This is a genomic window from Aedoeadaptatus acetigenes (genome assembly GCF_025566985.1).
GTDB lineage: Bacteria > Bacillota > Clostridia > Tissierellales > Peptoniphilaceae > Aedoeadaptatus > Aedoeadaptatus acetigenes.
Map to the genome: position 1 here is coordinate 1 of NZ_JAOQJD010000005.1, position 25110 is coordinate 25110.

Below are 25110 nucleotides of genomic sequence, written 5' to 3' on the forward strand. Positions count from 1 at the left end.
TATATGCACTTGGTTCGTCCGGTGACGATAGCAAGAGGGACACACCTGTACCCATGCCGAACACAGAAGTTAAGCCTCTTAACGCCGATGGTACTTGGTTGGTAACGACCTGGGAGAGTAGGAAATTGCCGGGCAGAAGATTTTTCTTCTGAATTAGATTGAATAGAATGCTTATCGACCGGATGGCCGGTAAGTTCTTCTTTATTCACTTGTGTATTCTTAGGTAGCTCAATGGTGGAGCAACCGGCTGTTAACCGGTAGGTTGTGGGTTCGAGTCCCACCCTGAGAGCCATAAGCCGGGGTGGCGGAACTGGCAGACGCACAGGACTTAAAATCCTGCGGTCGTTGAGATCGTACCGGTTCGATTCCGGTCCTCGGCACCACCATGGATAGTGTGTCCATCAGCAATATGTATCGCGGGATGGAGCAGTCTGGTAGCTCGTCGGGCTCATAACCCGAAGGTCGTAGGTTCAAATCCTGCTCCCGCTACCATTATTTTTTTGAGGCGATTCGCATTGGTTTCAAAGCGAAGGACCATATTATGGCGGTGTAGCTCAGTTGGCTAGAGCATACGGTTCATACCCGTAGTGTCAGCAGTTCAAATCTGTTCACCGCTACCAAATGGCCCCGTGGTCAAGCGGTTAAGACACCGCCCTTTCACGGCGGTTACCCGGGTTCGAATCCCGGCGGGGTCACCATATAAGGGCGCATAGCTCAGTTGGGAGAGCATCTGCCTTACAAGCAGGGGGTCATAGGTTCGAGCCCTATTGCGCCCACCAACCTGGCCTGGTAGTTCAGTTGGTTAGAATGCCAGCCTGTCACGCTGGAGGTCGTCGGTTCGAGTCCGATCCAGGTCGCCATTTTTACTTAAAGCATACAATCACATAGGGAGGAGTTCCCGAGTTGGCCAAAGGGGACGGACTGTAAATCCGTTAGCTCAGCTTTCAGTGGTTCGAATCCACTCTCCTCCACCATTTGCGGAAGTGGCTCAGTGGTAGAGCATCGCCTTGCCAAGGCGAGGGTCGCGAGTTCGAATCTCGTCTTCCGCTCCACTTGTACCGCTAGCTCAGCTGGATAGAGCGTCTGGCTACGGACCAGAAGGTCGAGGGTTCGAATCCTTTGCGGTACGCCAAAGCAAGTTTACTTTTGTAAGCTTAGCAAAATACGCATTTGTTGCGTTTTTAGATTTAAATAACTTACTTTATATCCGAATTCTTTTAACCTCTAACTATTGGAGTATGAAAAGAGGGTGATATGAAGAAAAGTCAATTTAAACTAGACACGTTACAGATGCGTTTTTTGTTGTCTAAAAAAGTGAATGGCATTAAAGAAATTACTCTGGAAGGCTATCGCAAAATATTCATGAACTTTGAACACCAAACTGAAAGGCCTATGGATTATGATAATCTTCTAGAGCAAACAGCGGACTTCTTCTATAAGATCAATTGGTATTCTGATATGGCGTTCAATAACCAACGAGCACACTTGAATTGTTATTTTAATTTTCTTGTTGAGGAAGAAATACTGGAAGCAAATCCAATCAAGGAACTTAAGATCACAAGACGAAAAGAAGATGATCAACCGAAGCCTACCTGTATTGAAGAACTGGAAGCCTTGTTGGCGGTTATACCCACTTACAGTTATGTAGGCAAGCGAGATAGAACAATGATTCTGCTAATGGCAGATACAGGGATAAGACCGGCGGAAGTGGTACGCCTTAAGGTGAGTCATGTAGACTTGCAGAAGGGATATATCTTCCTCACAAAAGACATTACAAAAACGAAAAAAGATAGGATCACGCCTATATCCAATGAAGTGAAGAACAGCCTTGTCGATCTTCGGGAAATCGTCTTAAGTCAATGGGAGAACAAAGACCATCTATTCTTAACGGAAGACGGCGAAGAAATGGAAACCCACGTCCTAAGAAATAACATGAAGCGATATTCAAAGTTAGCAGGCGTAAAGGTAACACCTTATCAACTACGCCACTTCTTCGGAACAGAATACCTTCGCCATGAAGGGAATCTTCTCTATCTTCAAAAGGTCATGGGGCATAGCAATCTAAACACGACAAAAAAATATATTCAGATCGATGAAAATGACCTGTTACGTTCGCACAAGACCGCTTCGCCTATAAAAGGGCTTATACGGAAGAAGAATACAGATAATCAACGCTTGAGGATTAGAAATAAGGATAATATCACTATATAAGGCTACACAATCAAATATAAGGCGTTATAGATAAATAGGAATAGAATTCCATCTATAAAAGATTAAAACGCCTTAAAATGGACGTGAGAGCCTCAAATAAGAAGAAGTAACAAAAAAAGAAGCATGAAAGGTAGGAATTGGAATGAATTATAGAGAATTTGAAGAGTGTATGGAATTTTGCGGCTGTGAAACAACCTTCGAAGAGGACACCATTACCGTTAGCGAAGGTGGAGATGTAAGTATTTTAGCAGAGATTGATACGTCGTCGGGTTCACCGGCACAAGTACAATTCAACATTGATAACCTTCGGGATTATTACTATTCACAAGTCAATACAGACGGCGAGCGGAAACAAGATTGGCATATACCCGTTCACCAATTCGCAAACTTAGTATTTACTTTTGTTCTTACGAATCAAGATGCTAAATACGATCCGCCAATTGATTGTGAAGAAGTGGAACCGTTCTTTGATTATGAAGATATTGATTTAGAAGATTTTTTAACGGACTATTAAGGAAGAAGCCCTAACGCTTATGTTAGGGCTTTTAATTTAGATCATGATAGCGACCGGGAAAAACGGGAAAACAAGCACAAAAAACGAATCAATGTTCTTATATTACGATTCTATTACAAATATAAACGGCTTAACCATGCGGGTTATAGAAGCTAAGAAATTTGAAAAAGGTTGTTAACGCTTGCCCAAATGGGTATAATATAAGTGAAAAGAGAATAAGAGATAGTGATGTTCACAAAAATAGATCAAATTAGGAAGGTGATGTTACTAAAGTTACTTAGAAAATAGTGCGAGCCATAAGCAACCCAACTGATTCATAAAGGCGAAGCCTACATATTGTTCCACTACAAGGCAAGCCGGATAGACGAAACATAAAGCAGAAAATAACCTGCTTAGGCGATGAACATCATTCGATACTCAACTTCTTTTTTCGATGAACCATAACAAATTCATAAGGCTATTGTGCTAAACAGCAATAGCCTTTTTCTATTTTTAGGCAAGTGTAACTATCAATAAAAATTTAAAACGCCTTAAATTAGATCCTAGAGCCTTAGAATAGATATAGAACTAGAACAATAAAGTTAGGAGAGAAATTATTGGCGATTCAAAACGTAAAAGACTATAAGGGATTAAAGGAAAACATGAACCGTATAGGGCTTCGAAGCAAGGTAGAAGATAGAGGAAGAAAAGTCGTTATTTATTACTTCGATAAGGAAATGAACGAAAATAAAGCGGTCGTTCTTATCCACTTAGCAAGTGAAAAATACTATCCGATGTGCTTCAATATTGATTCTTATGTGGCGTATAGAAAACGATACGCCGAAGCAAAACCGAAGAAATTTAAAAATAGAACAGTACAAGATGATGTGGAAACACTTTATAGAAGCATAGCCACCTATTACCTTAACGCAAAGAAGCTTGTAGATAATCAAAAGGAGAAATAAAAATAGATAAGGAACAAAAGAAAATGAATTGTGGAATTGATTTTGAATATGTGAATGTATTTGTGGATCAGTACTTAAAACTATACGATCAAATGAACCGAATCGGGCTGGACATAAAAACAGAAAATAACGGGAATCGTGTAGTGATTTATCAAAAGAGCAAGAGCAAGAAAACAGATATAGCCATAACTACTATTCACTTAGATGATACGAAACGAGAGGTGGAATTTCACTTCACGCCTTGTCTTCATCGTATGGGGAAGAAGCCCAACCATAAGCGAAACACAAAAAAAGATTGGCGATTCAATATTCAAATCTTAGTGGATAGTGCTTATTACTTTTATGCTAGTATTAAGGACATGAACCGGCGAAAAGAATTAGGTTCGAATCCAATTTCGAGACGATACGATGAGATTTAAAGGCGATTGAGATTTTGATATAATGGTGATTATTCAGGGAAGGAAATTCCTTCCCTGTTTCACTATTAGAGAACGGAATTGCATTTTAGCCTTTATAACGGAGCGGGGAATATGAGTAGAAGAAACACGAAACAATCAGATAATCGCCTTTTTGTTGATGGGGAGCGGTTATTCAAAAAGGTAATGTTCCTTGAAGATAAGGGATTTAAAAATATTTTAGTAACAGCCCCATTAGAAAGCGGAAAAACCAGTTTCGTGTATGACTACTTATTGGGTGCGGGAAAGAAGGTAGCCATTCTTTCGAACCGTTCATTGCTAAAAGACCAAAACAAAAAATATGTGAAACGTACTCAAGCACAAAAAAATAAAAATGAAAGCAATAACCGAGAGATTATAGACAACACATTGATATATTGTTATCAAATAATTGGGAATATTTTATTCGAAACTGATAAAGATAAAAGACGAAAATTCAAAAATAACTTCAAGAAGCGCACGGGATTATCACAACAATTAGTTGATGAGTATTTCCGAAGAACGGAAGAATTCGTAGAGAAAGATATTAAAGAAGTGGATTATCTGATTTTAGATGAAGCCCACTATTTTACAAGTGATTCTGAATTTAATGACAACACTGAAAAAGAATTTGAGTACCTTTTTAGTCATTGTAACGGGGTAAAAGTATTCATGACTGCTACACCCGAAGCGTTTATTGAAGCCGTTAGAGCGTATGAAGAAAAAAACAAGATTGAACATTTTGAGAGAATGAAGGAAGTTGATTTACTAAAACAATTGACACCGGGTATTCAAGACTTAATAGATAATTGCGACAGTGAATACATGACGATACCGGAAGAAAATGATAATATTATTCAACACGTAAACAATCACTTAATATTTAACTACATTCATGAAAAGGATAAGGATAAATTTATTAGCGAACAAGTAAAGTTAAGCAATCCATACAATAAGATGATATACTTCGCCAACAATAAACGATATGCCTTGATTGTTAAGGGAATGGCAGATGGTAAATCCTTATTAGATAAGAAATACAAAGGGGGTGCCTTTCTATGTAGCCTCTATGATACAGACGGGTTCAGTAGATTTATTGACCATGAAGAAAGGGAACGCATTGTAGATAATGAAAAATTCAATAAAGATGTACTGGTTACGACCAAAGTATTAGATAATGGCATTAACATTCGTGATAGGCAGGTAAAGCGTGTAATCATAGATTATGTGAATTACGATTCGGTGGTTCAAATGATCGGGCGAATAAGAACAAAAAACAGAACAGATAAAGAGAAATTAGAGATTACATTAATTGTGCCGGAATTAGGAGACATTAAAAATAAAATCAGAGATTCACAAAGGGCAATAAACGGCGAAGAAGCTAAAAAAAATAATAGCGGCGAAGATTCCGAGCCGAATCTGTTTAGAATTGAGCAGTGTAGATACACAAAAAAAGCCTATGAAGAATTGTTGAAATTTGATAGCTTAGATGGTGAGAATATATTTAACTATCACTTCGGGCACATTTATACACTGCTAACACATTCAGATAATACTGTTCTTCTTCCGCCGGTAAGGGGTTTAGATAAAGTAGAAGAAGAATTTAAAAGGGAAGAAGACCGAATCGAAAGTGAAAAGCGAATTCAAGCAGTACTAAGGGAACAAGAAAATGAAGAAGAGCGAAAACTATTAGCACAAAGAATTCAATCTTGCTTCGCCAAATATGGGAATAGGGAATTACTAAAAGATGAATTTGATATGTTGGCGAAAGACTTGAATTTTAAAAATAAAGACGGTTCCATTTCAAAAACTGCTAATAAGATTAACGATCACTTAGCAGAACATGGTTATAGGGTAGAATCAAGAATTTCTAGAGAAAAAAATACTAGAGATAAAAAGACATACAGAATCGTCAAACGATGTTAAACATTTAACTATGGTGTATGTTTCATGGTTTTCGCCTTATATATACGCATATCATGAAATGCACACCATTTATGCGTTAACTTAATTTTAAATTAAATTAAGGCGATAGAGGGCAGAAAAGCCCCTATTCGCCGTTTTAATTTTATAAAATCGTACAAAGATCGGTGTATTCGCTTCTTTTAAAGAGTAGCAAGATTCTTAACAGAATGCTTTCATTTTCTGAATTGGGCGAATACCTGACGAGGAACGATATTCCCCTCATGAGAAAATTAGAAAAAATTTTCGAATGATTAAATTGTCTTTATTAAGTTTAGTCTATTCCCAAAGTATGTAGGTTCATCAGAGAGTTGATATGACAAGAAGAATGATGGATTTGTTCTTATATCCTGATGGTTCTTCCTGCTTGGGGCTTCCTAAGTTGTAATGGTTCATCTCGTTAAGTTATTTTTTTAGAATTTATCTTTAAATTTATTTTTACAAGAATAGCAGATTAAGAGAGGTTATTCTTAGCCATATATAGAGAACCTATTTACTTGATAGGTTATTAACAATAATCTATTGCTAAACTTTAAAAGATCAAGTCAAACAAATGGCATGAAGTAGGCGTATAGGTTAAGTAATACAGAAAAAGAAATAGATTATATAGTTGACAAAAATATAACATAGAGAAAGTGAATGCTTAAAAGATTAGTCTATGATTGATAGGCATTGAATATGAAGTGAATAAATAGAACGTATGTTCTAAAGGCATTTATTTTTTTCTTAACCACAAACCTTTTATGACTGCTTAACATACAACATTCAAATTCATTTGTGCTAAACATAGAAGTTAGGTCGTGTATGGTGGAAGCATATTTAGTGAAGTACCGGCGAAGGGTAGTAGTGTTGAGGTTAATAGGTTTAATAGGGTAGTGTCAAAACAACACCACCTTGAAGACCAAAGTTCTAAGTTGCTAAGGTGAATCTGCTTACCATGTTTGAATAAGGTAGTTCAGAACGAACCTACTCTATCAAACGTTAGTTCTAAGTCATGATATAGCAACTGAAATAGAATATTACTTTACAGAGCCGTTTTCATTTGTCAAAGTTTCGTAAAACAGGCATAAAAAAGTTAGTGTATAGGCAACCTTGGTGGAGATGAGGAGACAACCCTATTCTTTTTTCTTCGCCAATTTTATGGAAGAGGTTAGGGGGCATATTAGCAATCATCAAAACTTTTCAAAGATTAGTTAACTACCCCCCTTCTAATTCGTTGTGGTGCTAACAGTATGAATCAGATATGAAAGTAGGGGATAATATACTACGACAAATCATAGAGCGTATGAATAGAGAGTGTATAGCTTTCCCCGCCTATCATTTTCTTGTTGCTAATAAATAAGAACGAATAGAATGATCCATAGATTGTAGGTTCAAAACAGAATGGAAATATGATCCATCTTTTTTTGTTGCTAAAGGTTTATCGACCATACATAGAAGGAACAAACGGAAGATATCTATTCATGACCATTTAAAAATATCTGTTTATAAAAGTACACAAAAATAAACAAGGCGAAACAAACGGAAACAATGTTTATAAACATATCAAAAATAATTTACAAATGTTTATAAAAAAGACTGGACATATAAAAACACTTCGGCTAAAATAGAATCACCAAATCAAAAGGGGGTTCTATTATGGCAGATAGTTACACTTACGGTTATGCGAGAGTATCGACGAAAGAACAAAATGCAGATAGGCAAGTAAAAGCGATTTATGATTATTGCAATCAAAAGGGAATTTCCATTGACGAACGCCATATGATTGTTGACAAAGCAAGCGGAAAAGACTTCAAGCGAGAAAACTATTCTGCACTTCGGAACACCATGCTACGTTCCGGCGATACGCTTATTGTGAAGGAACTTGACCGCTTAGGGCGTAACAAGGAAGAAATCAAAAGGGAACTGGAACACTTCAAAGAGCAAGGCATAAGGGTGAAGATACTTAACATTCCAACAACGCTGGTAGACTTAGAGGGCGAACAATCTTCTCAATGGGTCATGGAGATGGTGAATAACATTCTAATCGAAGTATTAGGTGCTATTGCCGAAGAAGAACGATTGAAGATAAGGCAACGCCAAAGGGAAGGAATCGACCTTGCCAAAGCGAAAGGGGTAGAGTTGGGTAGACCGAAGATGAACTATTCCACGCTAACGGATCAACAAAGAGATATTATAGAAGCGAACTATCCAAAGTGGAAAGAGAAGGAAATTACCGCTACAAGGTTTATGGAACTTGTAGGACTAAAGCGTAACACCTTCTATAAGATCATGAAGGAATACGGGGAAGAAGTGTTGTAATTTGAATAGGCTTATGGTATCTTAAGTTAAGGTTCAAAATGAATTCAGATATAAATAAATACAAATCAATGGCGACGGGCTATACGATCAAACGAGAGTTGATGAGGCTTCAAAGATTGAATCTTAAGTGCGTTAGGGTTCGAATCCTTTGCGGTACGCCAAAGCAAGTTTACTTTTGTAAGCTTGCTTTTTTATTGCTTTCATAGAATAATAAAATTGCTGTAAATGATTTTAGAAAGCCGTCGATTGCGCTGCCGATTTCTATGTCGTCAACGTGTAAGAGTTCCGTTGCGGGACCGCTATAAAGGGATTGAGATTAAGAATGATCTCCCGACAAGTAATTTTTTGATCGTAAGGAGGATGGGATGGACGCATCCGTTTTGTTTATCGCTTTACTCGCCATCGCGTTTTTTGCCGTGATTATTTCTTACAATTTAAAACGTCCTTCGGTTCCGGCACATGAAAACAATAGTCCCATTCAACGGCCGACGTCGTCTCCCACGGATAGGGAGCGGATCATTCAGTCATTAGGACTCAATGCCTCCGATGAAGGTGTCGACGAAGTCATCGAAGCGGCGCGCAAAGTTTACAACGACGTATACGACTGCGTCATGACCGCCAACACCGGCGAAGAGGTCGCCGGTTTTTTGGCCCGCCTGATCATAACCAATCCCTATTTGATTCAAAAAAGTCAATTCCAAGCCATACTGGATTTAGAAGTGCTCATGGATAAGGGCGCCGTACACAATGAAGACGGTTCCCTGTGGAATTTGGAGCTTTTAAAAAAAGTATTGGACAGCATGGCCGATTTTTTTCTTGAAAAGGTGGATTCTCATTTCTTTGCCTCCGAGGAGTCTAAGGAGTCCGCGGATTTCGGTGTGAAATTCGGCTTTTTGGAGACGCTGGTAAAAGGAGCCGGGGGAGTGCAGGGATCGGATGCGCCTTCTGAGGCGACGTCAGCTTTTTTAAATGCGAAAGCAGACGAGGAAGAGGCCCGCATCATCGAAGAGGAATATTTTGAATGGTGGCTCGTCCATTGGATAATCGAAGAAGAGGAACGCCGTCGCGAATCACAGCCCGATCGAAGCATCTTTACGCACAAGGAAACCCACGAATCATCCTTCGATGAACAGGATCTTCTGTACGACGAAGCCTATGACGGAGGCGGCGACGTGGAAGAGGTTTACGACGATTACGACAATTATTGGGATCGCTACGATGCGGGGGATGTAGACGATTTGGATTTAGACGATTAATGCCTTATGATGGAATGCTTCGATGCTTATCGGAGCATTTTTTTGGTAAAAACCATCGAATCGTTGACAAAATCAGAGGAAAAGCATATTCTATAAGAAGTGACAAGGTGTCATTAAGGAGGTTATGATGGCGAGAGCGACATTTGAAAATTTAGAGGCGTCGAAAAAAGAGCGACTGCAGAAAGAGCTGCAGACATTTTTTGAAGAGACGCCGATGAAGTCCATAAATGTAACGAATATTGTAAAGGCGCTGGGCATTGCCCGCGGATCATTTTACCAGTATTTCGACGATTTGGACGATTGCTATTTCACCGTGTTGAGAGAGGCCACGGGGCAGGTGCACCACGTGTTCTTCGATTTGTTGGAGAAGAATCATCACGATCCGGAAGCCACCCTCTGGGCCTATCAGGATTTTTTGCTGGAAACTCTTTATGATCACAATTTAAGAAATTTGTATCGGCCACAGTTTTTGGCATTCGAAAAGGCGTCCCTTTCTCACGGAAAGGCTTATATAAAAACGCACTACGGCAAGAGTGAAGCCAATTTGATTTTTTACATGATGGCGGTTTTTCACGAATTGATCAAAGACAGCATGACGGAAGATTATTCGAAGGAAGAATTTAAAGAAACGTCGACGCAGTACATCGAGTATTTGTTGGGAGGTATCGGGGATGAAAGAATTTGAGCTGTTTTTCGACAGCATGTATTTAATTTTCGTCATATTTATCGGCATCCGCCTCTTGCTTTTAAGAAAGGAAAACACCGGCCTCGTCGGGGCCATGGCCATGCTGCTGGGCTTAGGCGACGCCTTCCACTTGATTCCAAGAATCGTCGCCAATGTGGAAGTTAACGGGTTTGAAGTGAACGCGACCGGACTTTTTATCGGCACGCGGGTCTCGGCCATGACCATGTCATTATTTTATCTCTTGTTTTATTACTACATTCGTCGGGAAATGAAGGCGTCCAATCGCACCCTGGACCTGGCCATGCCGGCGCTCTTTCTCATTCGCGTCGTTACGGTGATTTTATCCTTCAACCGGTCCCAAACCATGGACTTGATCTCAAACATTCCCTTCGTGATCATGGGCCTGGTGGATATCGTGCTTCTTTTTAACAGACGAGAAAACACGAACTTAGGCAAGCTTTACCTCTACGTATTCTTCAGCTTCCTCTTCTACGTTCCCGTGGTTTTATTTAAAGAAACCATGCCCACCATCGGCATGTTAATGATGCCGAAGACGGTCATGTACGTCCTCATTGTTTGGAAACTCTACTGTAATTTAAAAGGCGAGTTTAATAGAGACGATCTGCTGCAATTTGCCCTGGCCTATTTATTCTTCGGAATTTTCGCCGGCGCTTTTTATCGGGAAATCGGCAAGATCTATCCCGTGGTCACGAAAATGGCCTTCCTGCACGTCCACTTAATCGTCTTGGGATTCGTCCTCTTAACCATAGCCTATCTGCTTCTTCGGGACCGGGCCTTTGAAAATGCCCGCCTGAAAAAACTGCTCACCATTTACAACTTCGGCATGTTCTTTTCATTCAGCTCCATGTTCCTTCACGGCCTCATCGACAGCTACACCGTCGGCGCCTTCGCGCGAATCGGCATGGTAGCCGTATCGGGTGTGGGGCACATTTTGCTCACCGTAGCTCTCATTTGGGCGGTTGCATCGGGATTGAAATTCGTAGAAGCATAAGACGAATCGGCACAAGAAATTGTGTCGATTTTTTTGTGGGGATTTTCACTTTGGGCAAATCAGCTGAAAACGAATCCTTCGCCGTCTCCGCTTTTTTCCATGCTATAATAAAACTCGGAATCGATACGAACGGATTGAACGCAGCGACTGTAGATTCGTGAAAATCGGGTATAAATTTCATGAGGTGTTTTTTATGAAAAAGACGAATGCGCTCAGGCATTTAGATGCCGAAGGTATCCCTTACGAAACCTTTGAATACGACGCAGATGCCGAGGTAGACGGCGTAAAAATCGCCGAGTTAAATCATTTGCCCGTTGAGGCTGTATTTAAGACATTAATCACCGAGGGAAAAGACAAGGAACATTTCGTCTTCGTCATTCCCGTGGCCGAGGAATTGGATTTAAAAAAGGCGGCCAAAGTGTGCGGAGAGAAAAAAATCGAGATGCTGCACGTAAAAGATCTCTTGCCCCTTACAGGCTATGTGCGCGGTGGTTGCTCGCCGGTCGGGATGAAGAAATTATTTCCCACTTATATTCACGAAACCGCCATTCTATACGACGCGATTTACGTAAGCGCCGGAAAAAAAGGTCTGCAAATGCGCGTGAATCCCGAGGAATTAGGCGAGCTGACGCGTGCCGAATTTGCAGATATTACGAAAGAAGGTTGAATGATGATTCACGATGGATTTAATCAATGGAGAAAACTCGAGACCCTCTGTGACGAAGACCGTAAAAAGCTTCTGAACATGACCGACGAGGAAATGAAGGACAGTTTTTACCAAGAACTTGCCTTCGGAACGGCCGGCCTTCGAGGGAAGATCGGCCCGGGCACCAACCGCATGAACGAGCAGGTCATCGCCCGCGCCACTCGGGGATTGGCCGGTGTCATCGAAAAGCGCGGACAAAAGGCCATGGACCGCGGCGTCGCCATCGCTTGGGACGTGCGGGAAAGAAGTGAGCGCTTTATGGAAGTTGCCGCATCGATGCTGGCCTCCTGCGGCATTCAAGTGCATATTTTCTCGGGGATTCGGCCAACGCCCATGCTGTCCTTTGCCGTAAGGGAGCTTAGGACGCAGGCCGGCATTGTGGTAACGGCCAGCCATAACCCGAAGGAATACAACGGCTACAAGGTCTATTGGAAGGAAGGCTCTCAAATTCGCGACGACATCGCCGATGAAATCTCGCGGGAGATCGCCAAATTCGATTACAGCGTGTGGCCGGAAAAATCCTTCGACGAATACAAAGACGAAGGCTTTATCCACATCATCGACGAAGCCTTGGAAGAAAAATACTACGCCCTCACCTTGGCAAAGGCCGTGGAAGAGGACATCAAAAAAGACATTTCCATCGTCTACACGCCCCTAAACGGCACGGGAAATTTGCCTGTTCGTCGGGTATTCAAGGCGCGGGGTTTCGACATCATTCATTTGGTCGAGGAGCAAACGGAGCCGGACAGCAGCTTTAAATCCGTGGGCTACCCAAATCCGGAAGATTTCAAGGCCTTCGAAAAGGCGTTGGCCCTGGGAAAAGAAGTGGATGCGGATATTTTAATCGCCACGGATCCGGATTGCGACCGCGTGGCCTTGGTGGCAAAGGACGCATCCGGTGAATTTATTCCCTTTACGGGCAATCAGACCGGAGCCCTTCTCTTGGAATATATTTTGTCCCGACGCGAAGTGAAAGGCGATTTGCCGGCAAACGGCGCCGTGGTCAAAAGCATCGTCACCGGAGACATCGGTCGCAGAATCTGCGATCACTTCGGCGTCGCCATGTTCGACGCGTTGACGGGCTTTAAAAACATCTGCGCCCTGGCCAACGAGTGGGACGATACCGGTGCCTATGAATTTTTATTCGGCTACGAAGAAAGCATCGGCTACGTCTACGGCGATCACGTCCGCGACAAAGACGCCGTGGTCACTTCCATGATGGTGGCGGAAATGGCGGCCTATTACCTGAGCATAGACAAGCGCCTGCCGGAGGTCCTTGGGGAAATCTTTAAGGCCTACGGCTACCAAGGCGAAAAACTTCTTTCCGTCGTGAAAGAAGGGCAGGAAGGTCAGGCTTTGATTCAGGGAATCATGGCGGATTTGCGGGAAAACCCCATTTCCTCCGTGGAAAGCCTGAAGGTCGAAAAAGTCGTGGACTATGCCGAGGGCGTGGAAGGCATCGGCACGAGCAATGTGCTGGAATACCATCTGGACGACGGCAGCTGCTTCTTTGTGCGGCCTTCCGGCACGGAACCGAAGATCAAACTGTATATTTACACCAACGACAAAGACGAAGAAAAAGCGAAGGAAAAAATCGAATGGATCGAGTCTGCCGTACTCCGTCGATTTGATCTGAAATGATTCTCTTAGTCGACACCAATCCTCTCTTAGAGCAGCGCTTGAAAGGCGAAAGTTTTCCGAAAGGTGCGCGCGCCCGCGCGACAGAAAAGCAGACCACACCGGCCGGATACGGCGCCCACATGGCGCGGCTCGCGAGAAGCATCAACGAAGATGCGCGGCTTATGGCATTTCTCGGCGGCGACGCCGGGGAGCGCTATAAAAAGCTCATGGAAGCCGAAGGCATCCCCGTAGTGGCGAAGACGATTCGCGACGAAACCGTGGAACGCCTGATTTTAGAGGAAAAAAATCGAAAGACCACCATCGAAACCAAAGCGCCGCGACTCACGCGAGAAGACATGGTGGATTTCTACGACCGCTTTTTAAACGAAGCGGCGGCAGCGGATGCGGTGGTTCTCGCCGAATCTTCGGATGATGACGGAGCCGACGAAATGAAGTTGCCCCTGGTTCGCTATGCCCGCAGACTATCGAAGCCTGTGATTATCATCGCCAATGAAGAGGACGATGTGGAGGAAGTGAAGGAAGCGAAGCCCTTCGGCATCGTCGTCGATCGGGACGTTTTGGCGGCGAAGTTGAACAAGCCCATTCACTTTTTAGGCGAGATCGTCTCGGCCCTGGACGTGCTTTACGGCGGCGAGATCCCCCTGATTCTCGTAACGGGAAGCGAGCGCGGCTCCATACTCTGCGCCCGTGGAAGCTATTATTTCGCGAAAAACGAAGAAAAGGGCGGAGCCTTCGATGCCCACTACGCCGCCGCGGCACTGGCCGCAGGCATCGTGCGTAAATACGACGCTCCCACGGTGTTGAAATTGGCCCACGGGGCGGCATCCACCGAAGGCGACGCGGATTTCGCCGATTTAAAAGGACGCATGAATAAAATAGATGTACAACAAATGGAGGTTTAAAATGAATTTTTGCTTGGATCGAAATAAGGTATTATTTTTATTTATAGATATTCAGGATTCCCTGGCTTCCGCCATTCACGATATTGATAAGGTGAAGAAGTATGCTGACGTCTTGGCCGAAGGGGCCGAAATCATGAACATTCCCGCCGTCTTTACCACCCAATACAAACGGGGACTCGGCGAATTCAACGAAGCTATTCGCGGAAAAGTCTCCGGTGGCGAAGATTTCGACAAAAAAGCCTTCTCTTGCATGTTGGACGAGGAAATCGCCGCCTACATTGAGGAAAAGAAACCGGAACAAGTGGTGGTTTGCGGTATCGAAACCCATATTTGCGTGCTCATGACCGTGCGCGATTTAATCGCCAAGGGCATCGACGTTTACGTCGCCCACGACGCCGTGGGATCCAGAGTGAAGGAAAACGCCCTTTATGCCCTCGAAGAAATGCGGCAAATGGGCGCCTCCGTTCGCTCCACGGAAACCATTCTCTTCGATCTGAACAGCGTCTCCGGTACCGACGAATTTAAAGCGGTACAAAAATTAATCAAGTAATGCGCTTTCTGCACACTGCGGATCTGCATTTAGGACGAAGTTTTCCCTACGAAAGAGAAGAAGACCGCGCCACCGGCCGGAAGGATCGCTTTCGCACCTTTGAGCGCATTTTAAAGCTGGGGATTCAGGAGCAGGTGGACTATCTTTTTCTCGTCGGCGACATTTTCGAACAGGACAAGGTGACTGCCGCCGAGGTGGATTACGTCTTGGCCTGCTTGGATCACGCGCCTTTCACCACCTTGCTTCTGTTGGGCAATCACGATTACAAGCTTTACGACGATGTGGCGGCCCGTTTGCCGGAAAATGTGCGATTGTTTTCCAACGAAACCATGGATCGTTACGAAGATTCCTCGCGGGGCGTGGTCTTTTACGGCACGAGCTGGACCCGGGCGAGCTACAATAAAATCCTGCAGTTTGACGGGGAGTCCGGCGACGAAGGCCTTCACCGCGTCCTCCTCCATCACGGCAACTGGAGCGGCGGCGACGGGTATTTTCCCGTGGACGCGAATCTCCTCCACGCCTTCGACTACGTGGCCTTGGGCCATGTGCACAAGCCGACCATGTACGAGAACAAGCTGCAGATGTGCGGTACGCCGGAGCCTTTGGACCACACGGACCGAGGCAATTTGGGCGTGGTATTAGGGGAGCTCGACGAGGTACTTACCACGCGCTACGTGCCCGTGGCGGCGCGCAGCCTGAAGCAGAAGAATTACCTGCGAAGGGACGCATCGGATGACGAGGCCATCGTGGCCGATGCCAAGGCACTGGTGCGATCCGGAGATTTCATTTACAGCTTTTACCTCGCCGGCGCGTACAGCGGCATATTGGAGAGGGAGCTTCGGAGGCTTTTCGACGAGAAGGGTATTTTGTATGAGCTTCATTGGGAAAAAGATCTGCCGAGAATTATTGAGCGCATGGAAAGAGAACACGAAGGCGATCTGCTCGGCGCCTTTCTGGCGCGGGCGAAGGCCTATGACGGCGACGAAGAGACGCGACTCGCCTTGTGTGATTTAGGTTTGCGCGCCCTTTTGGGGGATGACTATGATTCATAAACTCTATATGCGGGACTTCGGCTGCTTTCACGACACGACGGTTTCTTTTAAAGAGGGCTATCAATGCCTTCCCGGCCCCAACGAATCGGGAAAGACCACGACGGCGGCCTGCATTCAGGCGATTTTATACGGCTTTTCCAAAGACAGCCCGGCCCGAAAGCTCTACACCACGGCCTACGAGGATTACTTTCCCTTGGAAGGACGGGATTTTTCCGCCGCCATGGAACTGGAGGTAGAGGGCAAGCGCTACGTCATCGAGCGAAACTTCATCAAGGAAAAGGAATCGCTGAAAATCTACGACGTGGCGGCCAATCGGCTCTTGCCGGATGATGAAGCCCTCTACACCTTCTCCGGCATCGCCCAACCGGGCGCCCTGTTTTGGCAGCTCTCCCAAGGGGATTTTCTGCGCTTCTTCGCCATGGACGATTTGCAGTCCACGGGATCGGAGGCAATTTTTAAGCGCATTCAGGAAATGAAGAATTTTCTGCGCTCAAACAGCACTGCCCTGGATGTAGAAGGGGCCTTCGACTATTTGGCGAAGGAGAAAAAAGCATTGGGCACGGAACGGGCGAAAAAATCCCCCATTGGAGACAATCGGGAGCGGCTCAAGGGGATGGAGGCGACCTTGGCCGATTACCGGGCGAAGTCCAGGCATTTGAACGAGGATGAGACGGAGCGCGAGGCCCTTCTCGAAGAACTTCGCGTCTTAAAAGGGCGGCAAAAACAGGCTCGGGACAAAGCCGTGCTCTTGCCCCGGCTGGCCGTCGCTACGGAAGAAGTGGAGGCTTGGGACCGGGCTTTGGTTGAAAACGAGGCGAAGATCGAGCGCTATGAAAGAAAGCGGGGCAAGGGTCTCTCAAGAGGCGTTTACTACAAGCTCGCCGGCATCGCGGCCTTTTTGGCAGCGGCCTTGGCCGTGTTTTTCATGACGAGGGACCGCGCGGATTTGGCTTCCCTGTCTGCTCTTGCAGGGGGAGTGGCATTTGTCGTCGCCCTGATCTTCTTTATCTTGCGGCGGCTGACTTTAAAAAATATTCAGCGCTACCACCGGGCCTTTTACGAACGGGATCAACTCCTCGAAAAGAAGAATGCCCGCTTCAACTGGTTTGACGCCTTGGTGGAAGAGGACATTACCATGGAAAATCTCGCCGAGGCCATGAAACGGCGCGCGCGGGAGCTGGAGAAGGCGCCTCTTGAAACGGGCATCGACGAAAAAATAGAAGCCCTGCAGCGGCAAGTGGGCCAAGCCGATGCACGCCGAGAAGAAAAAGATGCTCTGGAGCGAAAAATGCAACAGACGACAAAGGCCTACGAAGACGAGCGCGCCCGCGGCGAAGCGCTGAGTAAAAAGCTGGCGCTTGTTGAAGCCTGCGAAAGCATCCTCAGGGAGCTGGACGACGCGGGAAGAGACGATTTCAATCGAGCCGTTTTAGAGGACGGGTCCCGCTACATGGAAGATCTTTCCGACGGGCGCTACAAAAAAATCGCCCTCTCAGGCGACGGATTCGTCCTTCAAAAATCAGACGGCCGCTGGCTGAAAGAAACACAACTGAGCAGATCCACGGCGGATCTCTTGGTTCTTTCCCTGCGCCTGGCCGCCGTGGAAAAGATGGATCCTTCCATCCCCATGGTCTTCGACGATGGCTTCGTCTACTTGGACGAAGAGAGAAAAGGGCGACTGAAAGATGTATTACAAAAACTGAACCGGCAGGTGATCGAATTTACCACGCCGAAAAGAGAAAGGAGTACCGATTGATCTGGGCGATTGGCGATCTGCATTTGGATCATAAAAAAGAAAAGCCCATGGATGTATTCGGAAAGAAATGGGAAAATCACGAGGAGAAAATTTTCTCCTCCTGGGAAAATTCCGTCGCCGAAGACGATCGGGTCTTGGTCGTCGGCGACATTTCATGGGCCCTGAAACTGGAAGAGGGGGAAGAGGACCTGCGGCGCATCGACGCTCTGCCCGGAAAAAAATTCCTAATTAAGGGCAATCACGATTACTGGTGGTCTTCCATGAACAAATTAAAGGGCTTGGATTTAAAGACCGTGGAGTTTTTACACAACACAGGTGCCGTAGACGGAAACGTGGCCTTTTGCGGCAGCCGCGGCTGGACCGACATCGACGCCACGGGATTCGACGAGCAGGACGAGAAAATCTATAAGCGGGAATTGAATCGCCTGCAGCTCAGCATCGACGATATGGAGAAGAAGGCGAAAGATTCGGTCATCTCCAAGCGAATCGCCCTTTTGCACTACCCGCCTTTTAACGCAAAGGGCGAACCCAACGACTTCGCCGATCTTTTGAGCGCCGCGGGCATCGACATCTGCATCTACGGCCATCTGCATAGCTTCGGCCACAAATTTATCGTTGAAGGAGAAATCAACGGCGTCCGCTACTACTGCGTCTCGTCGGACTACATCGACTTCGAACCGCGAAAGATCGAGGTGTAGGATGGAGCGGGAAATCGAAGTAAAAATACTTCACGTGGATTTAAAGGCCATGGAAGAAAAACTGATTAGGGAAGGCGCCGTAAAAATCGGCGAGGAACATCAGACCAATTACCTCATCGACTCGACGTCAGGGCCCATCCCCGCCGAGCGGGGCTACCTGCGCATTCGTCGGATTAAAAAAGACGACGAAGAGGAGATTCAGTGCACCTTTAAAGAAAAAAAGACGGAAGCGGGCGTTCGGGTCTACGACGAGCACACGGTGCATATCGACAGTGCGGAAGAGATGCTCGCCGTCTTTGCCCTTTTGGGCTACGACGAGGTGGAGGTGGCAAAGAAGCATCGCATCAGCTATGCCTATAAAAATTGCCGACTGGATCTGGACCTGTGGGATCCCGAAAGTTTCCCCGAACCCTATATGGAAATCGAAGGCCCGGACAGAGATGCCATCGAGGCGGTGATTGAGGCCTTAAACATCGACCGTAGTCAGGTGAGCACGAAATCCATCGCCGAGTTAAAAAAATCTCGGAATAAATAGTACAACATATATGGCGAGTATGCTATAATAAATGCCGAGGAGGAATTCTATGACAGGTTTTAAGTACATTCGTTTTTTTCATGAAATCCGCAAAGACAACGTGGACATCGTCGGCGGCAAGGGAGCCAATCTCGGTGAAATGACCAATTTCGGTCTGGACGTACCCCCGGGATTCTGCGTCACATCGAAAGGCTACGACGCCTTTATCGAATACGCCGGCCTCGATGAAAAAGTTCGTTTTTTAATGCAAGATTTAGATGTGGACGACGTGGACATGCTTACAGCAGCATCCAACGACATTCGCAGAAACATCGAACAGGGCGAAATCGATCCGGCTCTGGAAGAAGAAATCATTTTAGCTTATAAAGAATTCAGTCGTTCCATCGACTTGAGAGATCCCCAAGTGGCCGTTCGTTCCTCGGCTACGGCGGAAGACTTGCCCGACGCATCCTTCGCCGGCCAACAAGATACTTATCTGCACATTGCAGGGGAAGAAGAATTAGTACAACACGTACGGAAATGCTGGGCATCTCTGTGGACGCCCCGGGCCATTTACTACAGAGAAAAACAAAAATACGACCACTTCGCCGTATCCTTGGCCGTCGTCGTACAAAAAATGGTCAATTCCGAAAAATCCGGCGTTATGTTTACGGCCAACCCCATTAACAACAGTCGCGACGAAATGATGATTAACGCCAGCTACGGCTTAGGCGAAGCCGTCGTCAGCGGCACCGTCACCCCCGACGAATACGTCATCAAGAAGAGCGACAAGTCGATCCTGGAAAAAGTCATCGCCGACAAGAAGAAAATCGTCGTACAAAACGATTCGGGCATCGGCACCCACGAAGCCGATGTGGAAGATATTTTAGGCGCCGGCGCCGTGAAGGAAGAATGTCTGACGAAAGAAGAGCTGAACACCTTAATCGACGCAGGGCTGAAAATCGAAAGCCTCTACGGCAGCGTGCAAGACATCGAATGGGGCATGGACAGAGACACCAAGGGCCTCTACATTTTACAATCTCGACCCATTACCACACTGGGCGATGCCCCGAGCGCATCGGACAATTCGAAAGAGGAAGGCATGAATCAAGCACCTGAAAAATTAAATCCCCTGGTTCGCGGCTTGGCTGCATCGCCGGGCATCGGACGCGGCAAAGTGAAGAAGATCAAAGACGTCAGTGAAATTAACTTGGTCAAAGAAGGGGACATCCTCGTCACGGCCATGACCAATCCGGACATGGTACCTGCCATGCGTACCGCCGCCGCCGTCGTCACCGACGAAGGGGGCAGAACCTGTCACGCCGCTATCGTTAGCCGGGAATTGGGTATTCCCTGCGTCGTCGGCAGCAACAACGCCACGTCTGTTTTGGAAGAAGGCCAATTCATCACCGTCGATGCCACACGCGGCGTCGTTTACGAAGGCGATGTATTGAAAGACAAGGAAAAGAAGAGCGATGAAGGCGCCGAAAGCACAGGCGCAGGCCTGGGCATTTCCGCCGAAGAACTTCGCAAAATCGTCGCGCCCACCACGGCGACGAAGATCTACATGAACCTCGGCGAACCGGCTCTCATCGAAAAATACAAGAACCTGCCCTTCGACGGCATTGGCCTCATGCGCACGGAATTTATTTTCACCAATAAAATCGGCGCACACCCCATGTACCTGGCAAAAACCGACCAAGGCGACATTCTCATCGACCAATTGGCCGAAGGCATCGCCGAAGTTGCCGGAGCCATCTACCCGAGACAAGTTGTCGTTCGCATGAGCGACTTCCGTACCAACGAATTCCGCGGCCTCAAGGGCGGCGACGAAGTGGAACCCCACGAAGAAAACCCCATGATCGGATGGCGTGGCGTCAGCCGCTACATTTCGCCGGAATACGAAAAAGGCTTCCGTCTGGAATGTAAGGCCATGCGCAAAGTGCGCGAAGACTTCGGTCTGGACAATGTGGTCGCCATGTTGCCCTTCGTCCGTACGCCGGAAGAATTGGTTACCGTCAAAGAAATTATGGCGGAAGAAGGCCTGAAACAATCCAAGAACTTTAAGATCTGGATTATGGCGGAAGTGCCCTCCGTGGTCTTCCAAGCCGAAGAATTTGCGAAATTGGTCGACGGCTTCTCCATCGGCTCCAACGACTTGACCCAACTCACCATGGGCGCCGACCGCGACAGCGGCATCTTGAACCGCATGGGCTACTTCGACGAACGCAACGAAGCCGTGAAGCGCGCCATTAAGATCTTGGTCGATGCGGCCAACAAAGAAGGCATTACCTGCTCCATCTGCGGCCAAGGCCCGAGCCAATACCCTGAATTTGCAGAATTCCTCGTAGAATGCGGCATTACCTCCATGTCCGTTAACCCGGACACCGTCGACTATACCCGTCGTTTAGTCGCCGGCGTAGAACAAAAAATGATTCTGCGCAAATTAAGAGAACAAAAATAACAACATTTCTGAAAAATCCGTCTTTTGAAGGCGGATTTTTTGGTGCAAAGAAACAGGTCCTCGAATAAAAAGGCAAATAAAAAAAGCTCGAGTGGGTGCTCGAACTTTTGATTTTAGAATGAAGTTTAAGGGTGGAATTTGAAATTACAGATCAACGTGAAAGAGCTTCGCGTAGTCGCGGAGGCCGGTTTCGATTTCCTTTAGGGAAAAATCGCCCTTTCGCAATTCTTTTTCGTCGACGCGAAGCAGGGATTCGTAGAAGAGAATGCCCGTGGCGAGATCCGCTTCGCCTTCGTCGAAGGCGTCGAAGAGGGCGTCTTCCGCTTCGCCGTACTTGCCTTCAAGGGCGAGGGCATAGAGTTTTTTCGAAATGGAAGAAGACTGCGTCTCGGTTTTTTTCTCGTCGCTGAAACCCATGGGATAGGCAAGGCCCAAGAGAAATTGGATCAGCTCCTTGATTTGCTGCATGAGAAAGTCGTTTTTTATCATAATATGCTCCCTTTATCTCCGATATCTGCATGGGGAAAACCCGCTGATTTATTTTTCGAGGTCCGCTTCCCGTCGCGAAAGCTTTTCGATGACCGCTTCGCAGAGGGATTCTTGCGTTGCTTTTTCTCCCGTCACAATATTTTCCTCTTTTATGCTGGATTTGACAAGGCTTCCCTTCGTCGTCTCGCCGATGGCAAAGCAGCTTGGAGGAATAGAGGAGAGGCCGTAGGCGGCGATGAAGTGCTTCACGGCGGAAGGAGATAAAAAGACGACTGCATCATAGGCCTCGGGAAGGGGGTGGATGTCTGTGGGTGCCACGCTGCGGTAAATAATGCGATCCGTAGTGCAGGCGATTTCTCGAAGCGTATCCCCTAAATAGGGGTCGCTTCCGGCGGCGTGGGGGTAGTAGATGCGGTTCGATGCATTCACGCGGTTTTTTAAAAATTCCGCTAAATGGCGGCCGTCATAGGTATCCGGATGGCCGTCGGCGCGGAGGCCGTAGCGGGCAAGGGCGCGGGCGGTTTTTTCGCCTACGACGTAAATGGAAGTGCCTGCGAGATCTCGAATATCGCGGTTTTTGAGGAAGGCATCGAAGAAGAAATCCACGGCGTTTTTCGACGTAAAGACCAAGGCATCGTAGGAAAAATCCGCGAGATCTTTTTCGAGCAACGAATGATTCACAGCTTCGGTTTCGATCATGGGGCGGAGAAAAACCCGGGCCCCCACATCCCGCAGGTCCTCGGCCATGGCGTGCTGATCTTCCCCGGTTAAAATAATTTTGCGCCCGGTCAAGGGCAAGTGATTCATCGGCTGCAAATCTTCGTGAAGATCCACTACATCCCCCACGACGATGAGCCCCGGGCTCGTTATGTGCTCGGGCAGGCCGCAGGCGGCGACTTTTTCGAGGCTGCTGTAAAAGGATGTTACCTCGCCGTCGTCGGAAGCCTTCAGCACGGCGAAGGGCGTGCTCGGCTCTTTTCCTCCCGAAAGAAGATCCACCGCGATTTTTTGGGCATTTCTCAGCCCCATGTAAAAGACCAGGGTTCCGGGCACGGCTGCGTAAGTGGAAAAATCATTTTCACCTGTGGCGCGGTGGCCCGTAATAAAGGACACAGAGGTGGCCACATCCCGCTGCGTAACGGGAATGCCCGCCATGGCGGGAACGGCGACGCCGGAGGTGATCCCCGAAATCACCCGAAAGGGAATGGACCGCTCGGAAAGATAGAGGGCCTCCTCGCCGCCGCGGCCGAAGACGTAGGGATCGCCGCCCTTCAGGCGAATCACCCGCTTGCCGGCGCGGTAATAGTTTTCGAGAAGCGTCTGAATATCCTCCTGGGCCATGGTATGCTTCTCTGCGGCTTTTCCGACATAGATCTTTTCCGCATTGGGAGCGAAATCCAATATCGTCGGATCCATGAGGCGGTCATAGACGATGACATCGGCGCGACCGAGGGCTTTAAAAAGGGCGAGAGTGATATTGTCGCGGCCACCGATGCCGGCGCCGGCTAAAATCACGGGATACTTACTCATGGCCTTTCACCTTTCTCACCAATTCAAGGACATCGTTCGAGGCTTTTTCTTTCGTCGTGGTCACCGTGGCATAGATCAAAGGATCCTCGGCGGTTTCTGCGAAGCAGCCGTGGAGAAGGATTTCGCCTTCCCTCTCTTCGATATGAATGCCGATGGGAGATGCGCAGGAGGCACTTAAAGCCCGTTGAAAAGCGCGCTCCACCTTCATGCGAAAGGCGGCGCGGGAATCGGAAGCTTGGGTAAAGACCTTCAAAAGATCCCGCCGGTCCTCGGCGAGCTCGATGCCCAAAAGGCCCTGAGAGGGCGAGGGGATAAAGCGCGTGGGGTCCAGCTCTGCGGTCACCTTGTGGGCAAGCCCCGCCCGCAAAAGGCCGGCGTAGGCGAGAAGGGTGCCGTCGGCCAGGCCGCTTTCCACTTTATTGATGCGGGTTTCCACATTGCCGCGAATGGGCACGATCTTTACGTCCGGGTAGAAGTGCTTCAGCTGGGCGATGCGCCGATTGCTTCCCGTGGCGACCACCATGGAAGCCAAGTCCTCTTCCCTGAACTTGTCGCCCGTTCCTACGAACACATCCACGTCCGCCGGGGCCGCAGGCGGCGGGGCCAGGGTAAAGCCCGGTGCGATTTTTGAAGGCATGTCCTTTAATGAGTGAACGGCAATATCCACCGCCCCCTCCCGAAGGGCACCTTCTAATTCGCCGACGAAGACGCCGTTTTTGCCCACCTTGTGGATGGGAAGGTGTTGGATGCGGTCGCCTTTTGTGGAAATGATCTCGAGCTCCGCGTCCAGGCCCGCCTCCTTAAGAATCTCCACCACTGCCGTGGCTTGAATCTTCGCCAGATTACTGCCCCTCGTTCCTACTTTAAGTTTCATCCAATGACTCCCCGTAATTTTTACTAATTATCTCATCGTTCCATAATTCTTCCATAATTTCCGAAATGTGCGCGCTCTTTCGCTCCACCAAAAGCCTTCGTATGCGGTTCATTTCAAAAAGCTTTTCTTCGTCGTAATTCGAAAGAAATTCCTCCATATCCACCTTCACATACTTGCTCACCGTGGGATTGTCCGCGGAAATGCTCACTGCGAGGGGCCCGCGGCGGAGCACCGAGGCCATGTGAAAATCCGAGGTCTCGGGATCCGAGGTAGAAAGAACCGGCACCGATGCCGCCTTGGCGCGGCGAAGAAGGGCGGCATTTAAGGCTTCGTCGTCTGTGGCGACGATGAAATAGTCGTAGGCGAAAAAGCGGAAATCGCCGTCGACCTTTTTTTCCTTCAGAAAAATTCGCTCCGGATAAGCGTCGGCTAAAGCTATTAGATCGTCGCAAAAGGCGGGAGCTAAACAGTAAAAGAGAAAAGAGGAGTCGACGAGCCCCTGAATCTTTATGGCCGCCGCCTTCCCGCCGCCGACGACGAGCATTTTTTTATCTTGCGTGTCTACCATGAGAGGAAAATATCGCATAAGCCCTCCTAATTGATCAATGCATACTC

22 protein-coding genes, 10 tRNA genes and 1 rRNA gene are annotated in these 25110 nt (G+C 47.1%); 29 read left to right on the forward strand and 4 right to left on the reverse strand.

Annotation, left to right across the window (positions count from 1 at the left end; genetic code table 11):
- Positions 1-17: 17 nt before the first annotated feature.
- The 29 genes from rrf (at position 18) to ppsA (ending at position 21602) form a co-directional block, all read left to right on the forward strand.
- Positions 18-134, forward strand: a 5S ribosomal RNA gene (gene rrf / locus OCV31_RS03395).
- A gap of 83 nt (positions 135-217) precedes the next feature.
- Positions 218-292, forward strand: a tRNA-Asn gene (locus OCV31_RS03400).
- Between the two features lie 3 nt (positions 293-295).
- Positions 296-383 (forward strand) — tRNA-Leu (locus OCV31_RS03405).
- A gap of 32 nt (positions 384-415) precedes the next feature.
- Positions 416-492, forward strand: a tRNA-Met gene (locus OCV31_RS03410).
- 51 nt (positions 493-543) lie between these two features.
- A tRNA-Met gene (locus tag OCV31_RS03415) sits at positions 544-620 on the forward strand.
- Positions 621-623: 3 nt separating this feature from the next.
- Positions 624-698 (forward strand) — tRNA-Glu (locus OCV31_RS03420).
- 5 nt (positions 699-703) lie between these two features.
- Positions 704-779, forward strand: a tRNA-Val gene (locus OCV31_RS03425).
- Positions 780-783: 4 nt separating this feature from the next.
- A tRNA-Asp gene (locus OCV31_RS03430) sits at positions 784-860 on the forward strand.
- Between the two features lie 28 nt (positions 861-888).
- A tRNA-Tyr gene (locus OCV31_RS03435) sits at positions 889-974 on the forward strand.
- 3 nt (positions 975-977) lie between these two features.
- Positions 978-1052: transfer RNA gene (locus OCV31_RS03440), tRNA-Gly, on the forward strand.
- Positions 1053-1055: 3 nt separating this feature from the next.
- A tRNA-Arg gene (locus OCV31_RS03445) sits at positions 1056-1132 on the forward strand.
- Positions 1133-1254: 122 nt separating this feature from the next.
- Positions 1255-2211 carry a tyrosine-type recombinase/integrase gene (locus OCV31_RS03450; RefSeq protein ID WP_148472643.1) on the forward strand — a complete coding sequence of 319 codons (957 nt, stop codon included), beginning with the start codon at positions 1255-1257 and terminating at the stop codon, positions 2209-2211.
- Positions 2212-2353: 142 nt separating this feature from the next.
- Positions 2354-2725 carry a hypothetical protein gene (locus OCV31_RS03455; protein WP_148472645.1) on the forward strand — a complete coding sequence of 124 codons (372 nt, stop codon included), beginning with the start codon at positions 2354-2356 and terminating at the stop codon, positions 2723-2725.
- Between the two features lie 596 nt (positions 2726-3321).
- A complete protein-coding gene (locus tag OCV31_RS03460) occupies positions 3322-3669 on the forward strand; it encodes a hypothetical protein (protein WP_148472647.1) in 348 nt (115 codons plus the stop codon).
- A 23-nt stretch (positions 3670-3692) separates the two neighbouring features.
- Positions 3693-4088 (forward strand): hypothetical protein, encoded by a 396-nt coding sequence (locus OCV31_RS03465; RefSeq protein ID WP_148472649.1) that lies wholly within the window; start codon positions 3693-3695, stop codon positions 4086-4088.
- A 111-nt stretch (positions 4089-4199) separates the two neighbouring features.
- On the forward strand, positions 4200-6029 hold the full coding sequence (locus tag OCV31_RS03470) for a DEAD/DEAH box helicase (RefSeq protein ID WP_148472651.1): 1830 nt from the start codon (positions 4200-4202) through the stop codon (positions 6027-6029).
- Between the two features lie 1674 nt (positions 6030-7703).
- Positions 7704-8366 (forward strand): recombinase family protein, encoded by a 663-nt coding sequence (locus OCV31_RS03475; RefSeq protein ID WP_148472653.1) that lies wholly within the window; start codon positions 7704-7706, stop codon positions 8364-8366.
- Between the two features lie 365 nt (positions 8367-8731).
- Positions 8732-9622 (forward strand): hypothetical protein, encoded by an 891-nt coding sequence (locus tag OCV31_RS03480; RefSeq protein ID WP_148472656.1) that lies wholly within the window; start codon positions 8732-8734, stop codon positions 9620-9622.
- A gap of 127 nt (positions 9623-9749) precedes the next feature.
- Complete coding sequence (locus tag OCV31_RS03485) at positions 9750-10307, forward strand: TetR/AcrR family transcriptional regulator (protein WP_148472965.1); 558 nt, start codon at positions 9750-9752, stop codon at positions 10305-10307.
- Entirely contained in the window at positions 10294-11319 is a 1026-nt protein-coding gene (locus tag OCV31_RS03490) for a DUF2871 family protein (RefSeq protein ID WP_148472658.1), read from the forward strand. Before OCV31_RS03485 ends, OCV31_RS03490 begins: the two co-directional genes overlap by 14 nt.
- Positions 11320-11512: 193 nt before the next feature.
- Positions 11513-11986 (forward strand): Cys-tRNA(Pro) deacylase, encoded by a 474-nt coding sequence (ybaK, locus tag OCV31_RS03495; RefSeq protein WP_108831487.1) that lies wholly within the window; start codon positions 11513-11515, stop codon positions 11984-11986.
- Positions 11987-13666 carry a phospho-sugar mutase gene (locus OCV31_RS03500; RefSeq protein WP_148472660.1) on the forward strand — a complete coding sequence of 560 codons (1680 nt, stop codon included), beginning with the start codon at positions 11987-11989 and terminating at the stop codon, positions 13664-13666.
- A complete protein-coding gene (locus OCV31_RS03505) occupies positions 13663-14568 on the forward strand; it encodes a PfkB family carbohydrate kinase (protein ID WP_148472662.1) in 906 nt (301 codons plus the stop codon). Before OCV31_RS03500 ends, OCV31_RS03505 begins: the two co-directional genes overlap by 4 nt.
- Position 14569: 1 nt before the next feature.
- Entirely contained in the window at positions 14570-15118 is a 549-nt protein-coding gene (locus tag OCV31_RS03510) for an isochorismatase family protein (protein ID WP_148472664.1), read from the forward strand.
- Entirely contained in the window at positions 15118-16170 is a 1053-nt protein-coding gene (locus OCV31_RS03515; protein ID WP_148472666.1) for a metallophosphoesterase family protein, read from the forward strand. Before OCV31_RS03510 ends, OCV31_RS03515 begins: the two co-directional genes overlap by 1 nt.
- The gene (locus OCV31_RS03520) at positions 16160-17926 is read left to right on the forward strand and encodes an ATP-binding protein (protein ID WP_267303786.1); all 1767 of its coding nucleotides are present in this window, start codon (positions 16160-16162) and stop codon (positions 17924-17926) included. The genes OCV31_RS03515 and OCV31_RS03520 overlap by 11 nt, the downstream gene beginning before the upstream one ends.
- Positions 17923-18624, forward strand: coding sequence for a metallophosphoesterase (locus OCV31_RS03525; protein WP_148472671.1), 702 nt, complete (start codon positions 17923-17925; stop codon positions 18622-18624). Before OCV31_RS03520 ends, OCV31_RS03525 begins: the two co-directional genes overlap by 4 nt.
- A 1-nt stretch (position 18625) precedes the next feature.
- Positions 18626-19159, forward strand: coding sequence for a class IV adenylate cyclase (locus OCV31_RS03530; RefSeq protein WP_148472673.1), 534 nt, complete (start codon positions 18626-18628; stop codon positions 19157-19159).
- A gap of 49 nt (positions 19160-19208) precedes the next feature.
- Positions 19209-21602 carry a phosphoenolpyruvate synthase gene (gene ppsA / locus OCV31_RS03535; protein WP_148472675.1) on the forward strand — a complete coding sequence of 798 codons (2394 nt, stop codon included), beginning with the start codon at positions 19209-19211 and terminating at the stop codon, positions 21600-21602.
- A gap of 144 nt (positions 21603-21746) precedes the next feature.
- Here the strand turns inward: ppsA and OCV31_RS03540 are convergent, their stop codons facing one another.
- From OCV31_RS03540 to OCV31_RS03555, 4 genes are read right to left on the reverse strand one after another with little or no spacing between them, the layout of a single operon-like run.
- The gene (locus OCV31_RS03540; protein ID WP_148472677.1) at positions 21747-22091 is read right to left on the reverse strand and encodes a DUF6483 family protein; all 345 of its coding nucleotides are present in this window, start codon (positions 22089-22091) and stop codon (positions 21747-21749) included.
- Between the two features lie 48 nt (positions 22092-22139).
- Positions 22140-23621, reverse strand: coding sequence for a uroporphyrinogen-III C-methyltransferase (gene cobA, locus OCV31_RS03545; RefSeq protein ID WP_148472679.1), 1482 nt, complete (start codon positions 23619-23621; stop codon positions 22140-22142).
- On the reverse strand, positions 23614-24495 hold the full coding sequence (hemC, locus tag OCV31_RS03550; protein WP_148472681.1) for a hydroxymethylbilane synthase: 882 nt from the start codon (positions 24493-24495) through the stop codon (positions 23614-23616). The genes cobA and hemC overlap by 8 nt, the downstream gene beginning before the upstream one ends.
- Entirely contained in the window at positions 24485-25081 is a 597-nt protein-coding gene (locus OCV31_RS03555; protein ID WP_267303787.1) for a precorrin-2 dehydrogenase/sirohydrochlorin ferrochelatase family protein, read from the reverse strand. The genes hemC and OCV31_RS03555 overlap by 11 nt, the downstream gene beginning before the upstream one ends.
- Positions 25082-25110 lie beyond the last annotated feature (29 nt).

Coding starts and splice junctions, on each gene's coding strand:
- OCV31_RS03450 (WP_148472643.1), top strand. CDS start 1,255: ATGAAGAAAAGTCAATTTAAACTAGACACGTTACAGATGCGTTTTTTG.
- OCV31_RS03455 (WP_148472645.1), top strand. CDS start 2,354: ATGAATTATAGAGAATTTGAAGAGTGTATGGAATTTTGCGGCTGTGAA.
- OCV31_RS03465 (WP_148472649.1), top strand. CDS start 3,693: ATGAATTGTGGAATTGATTTTGAATATGTGAATGTATTTGTGGATCAG.
- OCV31_RS03470 (WP_148472651.1), top strand. CDS start 4,200: ATGAGTAGAAGAAACACGAAACAATCAGATAATCGCCTTTTTGTTGAT.
- OCV31_RS03475 (WP_148472653.1), top strand. CDS start 7,704: ATGGCAGATAGTTACACTTACGGTTATGCGAGAGTATCGACGAAAGAA.
- OCV31_RS03480 (WP_148472656.1), top strand. CDS start 8,732: ATGGACGCATCCGTTTTGTTTATCGCTTTACTCGCCATCGCGTTTTTT.
- OCV31_RS03485 (WP_148472965.1), top strand. CDS start 9,750: ATGGCGAGAGCGACATTTGAAAATTTAGAGGCGTCGAAAAAAGAGCGA.
- OCV31_RS03490 (WP_148472658.1), top strand. CDS start 10,294: ATGAAAGAATTTGAGCTGTTTTTCGACAGCATGTATTTAATTTTCGTC.
- ybaK (WP_108831487.1), top strand. CDS start 11,513: ATGAAAAAGACGAATGCGCTCAGGCATTTAGATGCCGAAGGTATCCCT.
- OCV31_RS03500 (WP_148472660.1), top strand. CDS start 11,987: ATGATGATTCACGATGGATTTAATCAATGGAGAAAACTCGAGACCCTC.
- OCV31_RS03505 (WP_148472662.1), top strand. CDS start 13,663: ATGATTCTCTTAGTCGACACCAATCCTCTCTTAGAGCAGCGCTTGAAA.
- OCV31_RS03510 (WP_148472664.1), top strand. CDS start 14,570: ATGAATTTTTGCTTGGATCGAAATAAGGTATTATTTTTATTTATAGAT.
- OCV31_RS03515 (WP_148472666.1), top strand. CDS start 15,118: ATGCGCTTTCTGCACACTGCGGATCTGCATTTAGGACGAAGTTTTCCC.
- OCV31_RS03520 (WP_267303786.1), top strand. CDS start 16,160: ATGATTCATAAACTCTATATGCGGGACTTCGGCTGCTTTCACGACACG.
- OCV31_RS03530 (WP_148472673.1), top strand. CDS start 18,626: ATGGAGCGGGAAATCGAAGTAAAAATACTTCACGTGGATTTAAAGGCC.
- ppsA (WP_148472675.1), top strand. CDS start 19,209: ATGACAGGTTTTAAGTACATTCGTTTTTTTCATGAAATCCGCAAAGAC.
- OCV31_RS03540 (WP_148472677.1), bottom strand. CDS start 22,091: ATGATAAAAAACGACTTTCTCATGCAGCAAATCAAGGAGCTGATCCAA.
- cobA (WP_148472679.1), bottom strand. CDS start 23,621: ATGAGTAAGTATCCCGTGATTTTAGCCGGCGCCGGCATCGGTGGCCGC.
- hemC (WP_148472681.1), bottom strand. CDS start 24,495: ATGAAACTTAAAGTAGGAACGAGGGGCAGTAATCTGGCGAAGATTCAA.
- OCV31_RS03555 (WP_267303787.1), bottom strand. CDS start 25,081: ATGCGATATTTTCCTCTCATGGTAGACACGCAAGATAAAAAAATGCTC.